Here is an 8361-nt window from a genome sequence, read left to right as displayed (position 1 = left end):
CCGCCAAGCGTAGTACCCGGCGGTTGAGATACCCAGCACGCTGCAGAGCGCCTGAACCGGCCAGGAGCCTCGGCAGTCCTCGACCACGCGGAACCTCATCTCAGCGGTCCCGCGAAGATCGAAATGGACTTTATGGGATGGCCCGCCCCACTTTCCCGCTGGCGTAAGCTGGCCGGGCAACCAGGGGTGTAGGAGGCTGACCCATGACGGAGATTGCGGTTCTCGGGGTGGATCTGGGCAAGAACAACTTATGTGGACGGCCTTTCCGGTCAACGAAATTCGCTTGCTTTCTCAACTTTCTAGCCATGCCCCTTGTTTGACGCCGCGGGGTGAGCGCGCCGCATCGAGTTGCCGGGACACACCTCGTCTCGGCCATCTCAGGTGGGCACGGCGCGCAAGGCGTGTCGAAAACGCCGCGCGCCCTCGCGCGCGTTGTGAGCGGAGCCACGTGCAGCCCGCCCGTTCTTGACGGACGGAGCGAGCATGGCGAACACCTACTTTTCGACACGCCTGAGCACCGTGGCAGCCGAGCCTTTCCGACCACAACATTCGCCGCGCTGACTGCGTACGGCGGCAACGCCGCGTGACCTGCCGCAGCCACGGAAGCATTCTCACGCAGATCAACTCCCTCCTGTTTTCCTCGTCGCTTTCTCTTCTCGCCGTCATTCCTTATCGAAAAATGCCATTCCGAATCGGGGAAAGTCCGGTCAGCTGCGTCCTTATGTCCGGCCTGTGTCGCGGCTTTTGCCGCTGGCCATCATGGGCGTTCGCGTACGTGCCAGGCGCCAATCTGCAGAACGTGCTCGAAGCACAACTGTTCTTTCGGTATTGCCCGGGCTGTCTTGACCACAGCTTTCCCACCACGCCGATCAGCAACTGCCGCCGGACCTTCTGGACGGACTTGCGTCCGCCATCCACCAGATGCGATCGGCCATCACGCTGCGGACTCCGTCACGCTCATGACACGCCCCTTCGCATGGTAGACCTCCTTGCGCGTCAGCAACGCCCAGGCGACGCGCGCCATCTTGTTCGCCAGCGCCACCGTCGCCAGTCGTACCGGCCGACGTTCCAGCAGGCTCTTCAGCCAAGCGCCCGCCGCGCTGTTCCACTGTCCAGCCCGGTACACCATCGATGTGGCGCCGAGCACGAGCATGCGTCTGATCTCGCAATTTCCGGCCTTGGTAATCCGGCCGAGGCGGGTCTTTCCGCCAGTTGAATGTTGGCGCGGCACCAACCCGAGCCAGGCAGCGAAATGCCGCCCACTCCGGAACGCCCCGATGTTGTCGCCGACCGTAGCCACGATCAGCGAAGCGGTGATCGGGCCGATGCCGGGGACCGTCGCTAGCCGGCGGGCCTGTTCGTCGTGCCTCGCGTGGTCGACGATCTTCTTCTCGATCACCTCAATGCTCTCCTGCAGGGCCAGCGTCTTGGCGTACATCTCGCAGATCATCTCCTGCCCGTACTCCGGCACCGCCTCGTTCGCCTCGACCGCCCCGACCAGCTTCTCGATATTGTCCATGCCCTTCGGGACGACCTCGCCGAACTCCGTCGCCATGCCGCGGATGGCGTTGACCAGCATTGTCTTCTGCTTAACCAGTAGCGTCCTGGTGGAGTGCAGCGAGAGGGTACTTTGCTGCTCAACGGTCTTGATCGGTACGAACTTCACATCCGGCTGCGATGCAGCGACGCACAGCGCCGCCGCGTCGGCGGCATCGTTCTTCTTGCCCCGTTTCACGAACGGCCGAGCCGCCTCCGGCGCAATCAGCTCCACTTGGTGGCCCAGGCGGGTCAGCTGGCGCGCCCAATGGTGGCCGGCCCCGCACGCCTCGATCACCACCGTGCACGGCTGCTGCTTCTCGAAGAACGGCAGCAACTCGTCTCGTCGGAGCTTGCGCTTCAGCTCTGCCTTTCCGGCTTCGTTCACACCGTGCACTTGAAACACGGCCTTCGCTGTATCCAAGCCGATCATCGTAACGCCCATCCCTGACGGTCCTACCGGTTTGTTTCCAACGACCTGAATTTTGGTACATCGATGCCTGGGGCCGTCCACCCCATCTGCAGCGTGGTGGGGCTGGACGCGACCGGGCGCGTGGTCCTGCGACGGCGGCTGCACCGGGATGGGGTGGTCAAGCTGGCGGCGGGGCTGCCGGGCTGCGTGGTGGCGATGGAGGCCTGCTGCGGGGCGCACCACCTGGGCCGCAGGCTGCGCGAGGCAGGACACGAGGTGCGGCTGATGTCGCCTGAGTACGTGCGGCCCTATGTGAAGGCGCAGAAGAACGATGACCGGGACGCGGAGGCGATCGCCGAGGCAGCGACCCGGCCGACCATGCGCTTCGTCGAGCTCAAGAGCGAGGTGCAGCTCGACATGCAGAGCCTGCACCGAGCCCGCGACCGGCTGGTGGGAGAACGGACGGCGCTGATCAACCAGTTGCGCGCCATCCTGCTCGAGCGCGGCATCACCGTGCCCCAGGGGCGCCGCAAGTTGGAGGTTTACCTTGAGACCCTGCTGGCCGAGGAGGGGGTTCCGCTCAGCCCGCGGATGCGGCTCTTGGTGGAGGACCAGCGGGCGGAATGGCTCGAGCTGGACCGACGCATCGAGGCCTTTGACGAGGAGTTCGCGGCCGAAGCCCGGACCGACGAGGCAGCCCGGCTGCTGACGACGATCCCGGGCATCGGGCCGCTTAACGCTACCGCACTCGCGGCGGCGATCGGCAGGGCCGAGACCTTCGGGCGAGCGCGGGACCTCGCCGCCTGGCTGGGGCTGGTACCGAGGCAGATGACTACGGGTGGCAAGCCGAAGCTGCTGGGGATCAGCAAGCGAGGGAACGTCTACTTGCGCAAGATGCTGATCCATGGTGCGCGGGCGGCCCTGCCGACGCTCTCCAAGGGTGACACGCCGCTCAGCGCATGGCTGCGAGGCTTGGCCGCCCGGGCCCATGTGAACACCGTGGTGGTGGCGCTCGCGGCCAAGTTGGCGCGGATCATCTGCGCGGTGCTGCGGAGTGGGCAGAGGTTCGAGATGAAGGCGGCGGCGGTGCCGTAGCCCCGAAGATCAGCCGTTCGTGCTCACCCGATGCGGGCGGCTGGATGAGGTCTGCGGGTGGTGGAAGCGAGATGGCCTGACAGTCGACCGGCGTTCTGGAAATCTGGTTTTAAAAATGGCGCTCGACGCCGTGCTCTTTATGAGAACCAGGACGCGCGGATCTCCATCTTGGCAGGGAGCTTGTCTCCGAAGCCGAATACGTTGGCGTAGACTGATCAGACCAGGTCGTGAAAACCCTTGCGGACGGGGCGGGCCATACGTTTTAAAATGTCGCGCTCCATGCGCAGCCGATCGCACTCGCGCCGTAGCCGCGCGATCTCGGCGGCCTGGTCGGCCATCGGAACCGGCACGGGCTTGAGGGAGAGAGGGGCTGCGGGCCGCGGCGCCTCAGCTTTGGCACCGACAGCGCCGTACTGCCGCACCCAGCGGCACAGCAGCGTCGGGTGCAGCCCAACCTCAGCTGCCACCGCCGTGGATGTGCGCCCGCTGCTGACCACCAAGTCCACGACCTGGCGCTTGTAATCCTCCGTGTAGGACCGCGGCTTGGTCCTCGTCGCCTGCTGATCCATCGAACACCTCCAGTTCAAAGCTTGCCTCTGGGTGTCCACGGAAACCAAGGAGGATCACTTCACCGTCATGGCCGAAAGGGCCGCCTTCACGTGGCGGGTTTCGAGCAGCACCGCCTCAAACCCCGCCTCGCTCAGCCCGGCATGGAGCCATTGCGACAAGGGACCGGCCTCCAGCCCGATCCTCGCCACCTCCAGGCCGAGGCCGCCAAACCAGGCGATCAGCGCCTCCGGCTCGCTCGCAACCTTGGCCTCGCGCACGATCTTGCCGCCGCCATCCACCACGCATACGCTGCTGTCTTTCAGTGATACGTCGATCCCGGCATAGTACTCCATGGCTGTCCCTCGATGATGCCTGGGGCCGACCCGTTCGGACCCCGTTCCACACACCATCACTCTGAGGGACAGCCGCCCTACCGCCCAAGCCCAGGCGGCCGGCCCATTACGGCATCTAGCTGCCTGTGCTGCTTTGGCTTCCGCTTCCAGCTCAGCTTTCGCCGCGCGGATGCGCTCCAGCCTGGCCTGCTTGTCGCGCATCCGGTCCGGCGGCTCGTCGCCACGCCGCTCCGAGCCGTGTTCCGTATCCTCCACGGCATCGGCCTGGGCGGCGCGCTCAAGCCAGGCCGCGACCTCGGCCGCGAGTTCCCCTTCGGCCTTGACCATCCGCTCCTAGCTCATTGCCTTGTGCCTGGACGCATTCGCCCGCTGCTTCGTCCCGTCCACGGCGACATGCCCCCAGCCGACCAGGCCGGCGCGGCGGCAGAGATCCAGAACCTGCACGAACAGGCCAGCCAGCGCCGTCAGGTGCCGCCGGCGGAACTCGCTGATGGTGCGGAAGTCGGGGCGGTTCAGGGCCGTCACCGCCTGGAAGTCGAGCCGCTCTTCGCAACCGCGCGCGATCCGCCGCGAGGAGTAGACACCCTGGCTGTACGCATACAGCAGCAAGGCAACCATCATCCCGGGGTGGTAGGGCGGATAGCCCCGGGGCTCGGCGTAGGTCGACAGGATGGCACCAAGGTCCAGTTCCTCGGCCACCAGATCCCGCACCAGATGCGCCGGATGCCCGGCCGGCACGAACTCCTGCAGCGATGGTGGCAGCAGCCAGACATCATCGACAGCCCAGGGTCGAAAGCTCTTGCTCATACCCCATAGTGAATCGACGTAGGGTTCCTCCGTCGAGAGCTTTCACCGCTCACCGGGGCAGCTCCTCACCGCGACTCGCCCAAATTTTCCCTCGCGCTGTGGTCCAAACACCAACTGTGAGCAGATGCGCCAGCTGCGGGCGACCTCGGGCACTGCCGTGCCAGGCCGCCAGGCGGTCATGCGCCCGAGGGTTTCCGGCGACCCAGCCCACGCCCAGGCTGCGGGCCCGCCATCTCACGCGACCTAGCCGAACCCAGCTTTGCTTAGGCCGAGCACCCGAAGAATATCAGCCTTCCGGTTGAGATGGCGGCGTAGCTGAGCCTGTAGATCGGCTATCTTCAGGTCTATGTCCTCGACTTCGGCCCGCATGGCCGCGAGCGCAGATTCGCCTAGCATGGTCCCGGTGCCCTCGCTGGTGACCTCCTCGGCGAAGCCCTCCAAAACAACGGGCGTCTTAATCTTGTGCGCCCTTAGTTCCTCGCGGATGGCGACGATTTCAGCGCGTCTCACGTTTGGCCGCAGGAGGCCCCGCTCACGAACAAGATCCTGTCCCTCCGGTGCAAGGGTCGAGATCTCGTAAGTGATCGTATACGGCGGTGCCTGCTCGGCGGGGATGCGGTGGGCTTCGATGAACTCTGCAGCCTTGCGGAGCTTAGTCGCCGTGCTGTCGCCGAAGGGGAATAGGCGCTCGCTTCCGCGGCGGACGCGTTGGAATTCCTCCTCGGTCAACGTCCGGGAGAGGTGCAAGAGCGTTTGTCCAACCCGGATGAACGCCGCCTGCGCCTTGCCCCACTGTTCCAGCACAACAGCGCGCGCCTTCACGATGGCGGCTGTCTTCGCCTCGTCTAAGTCCATCCCCGCGAAAAGTTCGGCGACGATCTCCCGCCCCGCGTCGCTAGCCCGGATAATAGCAACCGCCTGTTCGCTACGGTCGTCCCCGGCGGTGAGGTCCATACCTTCGGCCCCGCCGGCTCTGGGGCGGCGTAGTCTGTCGCTCATAGTTCGACCTCCCGCCGGACGTGCCGCCATAGGTCCGCCATGACGTCGGCACCTCGCGCTTTGTCATAGTCGACCACCGCTAGTCCGCCAGAATGCGGGGCAGCAATATCTTCGAGTTGCGGAACCTCGACTGGTGCCACTGCGCCGTGACGGAGGAGAGCCGACCGGGCGGCACCAAAGCTTCGCGTCCGCCGGTTGGCCTTGTTCAGGAGGAACGCCCCTCGCGCTCCGCCTGCAGAGAGCGACCGCCACCACGGCACGACGCTCTCGAGGTCGTCGGTCGAGGGGCTTGTTGGTACGAGCACGTAAGATGCCTCGCGACAAATAGCGATCATTCGGCTCATTTCGTGTTCTACGCCCGGGGCCGTGTCCACAATGGCAAGCTGAAAGCCCTTGAGGCTCGGCCGGACTTCCTCCCAGTCGTCGGCGGTACTCGCGATAACTTCGACCTCAACGATCTGCGTCAGCGTCTCTCTCGCCTTTGCGCGGCGGTCGGCCCACTTGCGGAACGTTCTCTGTGCGTCGAGGTCAATCCCGACCGCCCTGATCCCAGCTTGCCGGGCAGAGACAAGCAGGTTGCGGGAGATCGTACTCCGGCCGCATCCCCCCTTGCTGCCGCCAAGCACTAGGACCCGGCAGCCTTGCCTATCCCCCATAGTCTACACTCCGAACAATCGGGTTCATACTCTCACCTGCGAGGTGACGGCGGCAATGCGGTCGGACGTTTTCCCCGGGGAAAACGGTCGCGGATCGGACCTTTTCCCTTACTCAAGGAGGTCAGCCAGCTGTTCCTGGCGGTTGCAGGACAGCACCGCTCCGGGGGCCGCTGCTCCGGACACGACTGCTCCAGGCCGCGCCGAGCCCGTCGCCTCGCCCGCCCCGATCGAGACCGCTCCCCCCTCCAGCTCGGCCCCGGACGACAACATCACCTCTATCACCGGAACCGACGCGGCGGATCACCTGAAGGGCACGACCGGTGCTGACATCATCGACGGCGCGTCCCGCAATGACGTGATCCTGGGCGGCAACGGCGACGACCACCTGATCGGCGGCAGCGGTAATGACAGGCCCGACGGCGGCAACGCCAGCGATACGCTCGACGGTGGGGCCGGGGACGACCGGCCGGATGGCGGCGCCAGCGCCGACACGCTCCTGGCCGGCAACGGCAACGACACCCTGATCGGCGGAGACGGCAATGACAGCCTCTCCGGCGGCGCGGACAACGAAAGCCTCGATGGCGGGGCAGGCAACGACACGCTCACCGGCAACCCTGGCAATAATCACCTGACCGGCGGTTCGGGGAATGACACCTTCCCCTACACCCAGCTCCTCGACTCCAAGGTGGGCAGCGGCCACGACATCATCCTCGACTTCGGCCACGGCGACCTAATCGACCTCTCCCTGATCGACACGGTGCCGAACACCACCGGAGACGATGTCTTCACCTTCATTGGTGACCATGCCTTCACCAAGCAGGCCGGCGAACTGCACGCCATCCAGTCCGGCGCCAACACGCTGGTCGAGGTCGATCTGACTGGCGACGGCAAGGCCGACTTCCGACTCGAGGTGAACGGCCACTACGCCTTCGCCGCTCCCGACTTCATCTTCTAAGTACCGCTCGACACACCAGCACCACCGGCCCCGGCTCCCCCCAGGAGCTGGGGCCGGATTGCGTCCCCGGGAGGGTTGCTTCCTCGTCCTGCAGACGACCAGCTCCGCCCGTTCGCGAACCTCGCCGCGCCTGTACCGGCCGCAGAGGGCGATGCCGTCCACTACCGGCGGCCAGCGGAACGCGCCGCCCTCCCAACTGCTCCCAGATGAACACGAGGCCGCTCGCGTCCCGAGCCATGCTCGCGAGCTTATTGCATGGTTCGGGGTTGGCCCCGTCTGCGTTGTGGCGGGGCCCGCGAGGCCGGGCTCGCTCCGCCATTCCGCGGTCGCGACGGCCGGCACGGATCGGGACTGGAGCCGTCCAGGAGCATGTCGGGACCGCTCACGGCCGTGCTGGGCAGCCGAAATGCAGTCGGCTCAAAGCAGCCCAGCCCGTTCACCGCGGACCCGGGCTGTGCGCCGCCATGCTGGCGCCCCGGTGGATCGCAGCCAACGACGGGCCAGCTTCGTTCCTTCCGGCACAGCGAAATGTCGCGTCTCTGGAAGGGTAAGTTCCGTGGTGAAACGCCGTAAACAGGAAGAGATCGCCGGGGTCCTCGAGTTCGAAGGGCATACTCCCGAAGACCCGGTCTTCAAGGAATGGATGGAGGATCACAGATCCCGCAACGGTGGGAAGGTGCGGGTGAGCTAGGGTGCGACCGGGGTTCGCGTGCTGTTCAGCAAGGAGGCTGACATGGCATTCTGGAAGGCACGTTACGACCAAGCGGTCAGGGGGAAGAAGCTTGCTGCCTCATAGACTTCAGCAAGAATAGGCGCTGGTTATCGGATCGATCCGGTGCGGCCCTCGGGGCTCGATAGCTGCAGCCGACCTTAGCTCGACTCGTATGAGGCGGATCGGCAATCGGTTTTGTCATGTCGAGCATCGTCTGGGCGGGGGTGAGCCGGGCAATGGCAGCGAAGGGCTCGCTGCTTCACTCGCATCCGGCGGAACATGGCGTT

General features: G+C 65.6%; 6 protein-coding genes and 2 pseudogenes. 2 read left to right on the top strand and 6 right to left on the bottom strand.

What is annotated here, in order from left to right; all coding sequences use genetic code 11:
* Positions 1 to 934: 934 nt before the first annotated feature.
* The gene (locus ACO1BU_RS34845; RefSeq protein ID WP_424140494.1) at positions 935 to 1981 is read right to left on the bottom strand and encodes an IS110 family RNA-guided transposase; all 1047 of its coding nucleotides are present in this window, start codon (positions 1979 to 1981) and stop codon (positions 935 to 937) included.
* A 51-nt stretch (positions 1982 to 2032) separates the two neighbouring features.
* Here ACO1BU_RS34845 and ACO1BU_RS34840 point away from each other — a divergent pair, with 51 nt between their 5' ends.
* The gene (locus ACO1BU_RS34840; RefSeq protein WP_424140493.1) at positions 2033 to 3043 is read left to right on the top strand and encodes an IS110 family RNA-guided transposase; all 1011 of its coding nucleotides are present in this window, start codon (positions 2033 to 2035) and stop codon (positions 3041 to 3043) included.
* A 215-nt stretch (positions 3044 to 3258) separates the two neighbouring features.
* On the opposite strand, the gene ACO1BU_RS34835 is transcribed toward ACO1BU_RS34840, so the two are convergent.
* From ACO1BU_RS34835 to ACO1BU_RS34815, 5 genes and pseudogenes are all read right to left on the bottom strand, one after another.
* On the bottom strand, positions 3259 to 3612 hold the full coding sequence (locus ACO1BU_RS34835) for a transposase (RefSeq protein WP_424140492.1): 354 nt from the start codon (positions 3610 to 3612) through the stop codon (positions 3259 to 3261).
* A 57-nt stretch (positions 3613 to 3669) separates the two neighbouring features.
* Positions 3670 to 3945 (bottom strand): annotated as a pseudogene (locus tag ACO1BU_RS34830) (IS110 family transposase); the annotation flags it as partial.
* Positions 3946 to 4038: 93 nt separating this feature from the next.
* Positions 4039 to 4752: pseudogene (locus ACO1BU_RS34825) on the bottom strand (transposase); the annotation flags it as partial.
* A 243-nt stretch (positions 4753 to 4995) separates the two neighbouring features.
* Positions 4996 to 5706 carry a hypothetical protein gene (locus tag ACO1BU_RS34820; RefSeq protein WP_424140491.1) on the bottom strand — a complete coding sequence of 237 codons (711 nt, stop codon included), beginning with the start codon at positions 5704 to 5706 and terminating at the stop codon, positions 4996 to 4998.
* Between the two features lie 41 nt (positions 5707 to 5747).
* Positions 5748 to 6407, bottom strand: a complete 660-nt coding sequence (locus ACO1BU_RS34815; RefSeq protein ID WP_424140490.1) for a ParA family protein — start codon at positions 6405 to 6407, stop codon at positions 5748 to 5750.
* Between the two features lie 142 nt (positions 6408 to 6549).
* On the opposite strand from ACO1BU_RS34815, the gene ACO1BU_RS34810 reads away from it, so the two are divergent.
* Positions 6550 to 7362, top strand: a complete 813-nt coding sequence (locus ACO1BU_RS34810; RefSeq protein ID WP_424140489.1) for a calcium-binding protein — start codon at positions 6550 to 6552, stop codon at positions 7360 to 7362.
* The last annotated feature ends 999 nt before the right edge of the window (positions 7363 to 8361 follow it).

Origin of the sequence: Roseomonas chloroacetimidivorans, assembly GCF_049629625.1 — a bacterium.
GTDB lineage: Bacteria > Pseudomonadota > Alphaproteobacteria > Acetobacterales > Acetobacteraceae > Roseomonas > Roseomonas chloroacetimidivorans.
This window is presented reverse-complemented; position numbering and strand designations above follow the sequence as displayed.